2 protein-coding genes are annotated in these 2801 nt (G+C 43.8%); both read left to right on the forward strand.

The annotated features are described in order from the left end of the window. The first annotated feature begins 365 nt into the window (after positions 1-365). Positions 366-1775 (forward strand): sucrose phosphorylase, encoded by a 1410-nt coding sequence (gtfA, locus tag RUMCAL_RS05810; protein WP_021681706.1) that lies wholly within the window; start codon positions 366-368, stop codon positions 1773-1775. A 10-nt stretch (positions 1776-1785) separates the two neighbouring features. Next, positions 1786-2763, forward strand: coding sequence for a PfkB family carbohydrate kinase (locus RUMCAL_RS05815; protein ID WP_021681707.1), 978 nt, complete (start codon positions 1786-1788; stop codon positions 2761-2763). The last annotated feature ends 38 nt before the right edge of the window (positions 2764-2801 follow it).

The raw sequence follows: 2801 nt of genomic DNA on the forward strand, positions 1-2801 counted from the left end.
TATGCTGCAATATCTGCAAAGGTTACATTTTTTTTCGCCATTTTTTATGCCTCCTGTTTCTCTCTTCATTATAGCACATAATCGTTTGTGAATCAATAAAAGAATTAGTAAAGTAACCAGTTTCGTAGAACTGCACAAAACGTTTTCATATTTTTTAGAAATTGCGACAAAAATCAGAAAAAAGTCTTGACAAGTAACTGGTTTCATGGTATGCTGTAATCAACAAAGTAACTAGTTACTTTCAGGAAACGCTGCATAAAGCCCGTCTGAAGGCTTTGCATGCAATCTGCTTGCAGATTTTCCGTCATATTGCCCAGAAACCCCTTTCCAGACATACCCTGTATACAATAGAGTGAGGTGCGGATATGAACTTAAAAAATGAAATTATGCTGATTACTTATGCGGACAGCATGGGAAATAACTTGAAAGAATTGCATGAACTGCTGAATCAACACTATCAGAATGCTGTTGGCGGTGTGCATATTCTGCCTTTTTTCCCGTCTTCTGCGGACAGAGGGTTTGCCCCGATGTGCTACGACAAGGTTGACGAGAAATTCGGCGACTTTTCAGATGTAGAGGCATTGGGAAAAGAGTATTATCTGATGTTTGACTTTATGGTCAATCATATTTCAGCAAGCTCTGTGTATTTCAAAGATTTTTTAGAAAAGAAAGATGCTTCAGCCTATAAGGACATGTTTATCCGGTATAGCCAGTTCTGGAAAAACGGAGAACCCACACAGGAGCAGACAGATCTGATCTATAAGCGGAAACCGAGAGCACCATATGTGGATGTCACTTTTTCGGACGGCAGCCGTGATAAAGTATGGTGTACATTCTGTGAGGAACAGATCGATCTGGATATTCGCACAGAGGTGACAAAGAAATTTATTCGGGATACACTGCTCTCTATGTGTCATCACGGGGCATCTGTCATTCGACTGGATGCATTTGCCTATGCTGTAAAGAAACCGGATACCAATTGCTTTTTTATTGAACCGGACATCTGGGAACTGCTGCATGAGATCGAAGATGTTGTCAAAAAGGAACATGTAGAGATCTTGCCGGAAATCCACGAACATTACACCATTCCCATGAAAATTTCCGATCAGGGCTTTTGGGTTTATGACTTTGCTCTTCCGGTGCTGACACTGCATGCCCTCTATAATCATGACGGACAATATTTGAAGCATTGGCTGGAAATGTGTCCCATGAAACAATTTACGACATTGGACACGCATGACGGCATTGGCATTGTGGATGTAAAAGACCTGCTGCCGGACGAGGAAATTGAAAAGGTCAAAGAACAGATGTACAGCCAGGGGGCAAATGTCAAGAAGATCTACAGCTCTGAAGCTTATCATAATCTGGACATTTATCAGGTAAATACGACGTATTATTCGGCTTTGGGAAACAATGATAAGGCGTATCTGCTTGCTCGTGCAATACAGTTTTTTGCACCGGGAATCCCGCAGGTATATTATGTAGGAATGCTTGCTGGAAGCAATGACATTGCTCTGATGGAACAGACGAAGAACGGCAGAGACATCAATCGCCATTATTACTCAAAAGAAGAAGTGGCAAAAGAGCAGGAACGTCCTGTTGTACAGGAACTGAAAAAACTAATGACACTGCGGAATACCCATCCGGCATTTTCTCTGGAGGGAACGATTCAGGTAAATTCTGCAAACGATTTGCTGACAATTACAAGAACCTTTGGAAATGATTCCATTACATTGCACGCAAACTTGACGATTTATGATTATACGATAGAATGAGGGAAATGCAGTGAAAAAATATGATGTAACAGCTTTAGGAGAACTGCTGATCGATTTTACCGAAAACGGAATCAGTCCGCAGGGAAACCCCTTACTGGAAGCGAACCCGGGCGGTGCTCCCTGTAATGTGCTTGCCATGCTTTCCAAGCTGGGAAAGCATACGGCGTTCATTGGAAAAGTCGGAGCAGATATGTTCGGCAGGCAGCTTTCTGAAACCATAAAAGAGGTTGGAATTTGTGCAGACGGACTGGTGGCAGATGCAGGTGTTCCCACGACGCTTGCCTTTGTGCATACCTTTGCCGGTGGTGAACGGGAGTTCAGCTTTATTCGTGATCCGGGTGCAGACATGATGCTGACCAGGCAGGAAGTGCGTACAGATTTGATTCAGGATTCCAGAATCTTTCACTTTGGTACACTTTCCTCGACCCATGCAGGCGTTCGGGAAGCCACCAGATTTGCCATAGATACCGCAATAGAAAGCGGAGCAATGCTCTCCTTTGACCCGAATCTGCGGGAACCGCTCTGGAACAATCTTGAAGATGCAAGAACTGAAATCGAATACGGGTTCTCCAAATGCAATCTTTTGAAAATCTCAGACAATGAAGTGGAGTTTATGTTCGGGCATTCGGATTATGACCGGGCAGCAAGGGAACTCTTGGAAAAATATCCGCAGATACAGCTGATCTGCATCACGCTGGGCGGAAACGGAAGCTGTGCTTACACGAGAAATGCAACAGCAAAAGCACCGGTCTATGATGTGAAATCTGTGGAAAAAACCGGTGCAGGAGATACATTTTTCGGTTGCGTGTTGAACTATGTGCTGGAGCATGAAGTGAACAAGCTCACAAAAGAGCAGCTTCTGGAACTGCTGCGTTTTGCAAATGCCGGAGCATCGCTGATTACGACGAGAAAGGGTGCGTTAAAGGTGATGCCGAATCGGCAGGAGATACAGGATCTGATGAAATCGGAAATTATTTCAGAAGCATAAAAGCATAAGGCAATGCCGCACAAAGAGCGTCTGGCGAC

This window comes from Ruminococcus callidus ATCC 27760, from assembly GCF_000468015.1.
GTDB classification, from domain to species: Bacteria; Bacillota; Clostridia; order Oscillospirales; family Ruminococcaceae; genus Ruminococcus_C; species Ruminococcus_C callidus.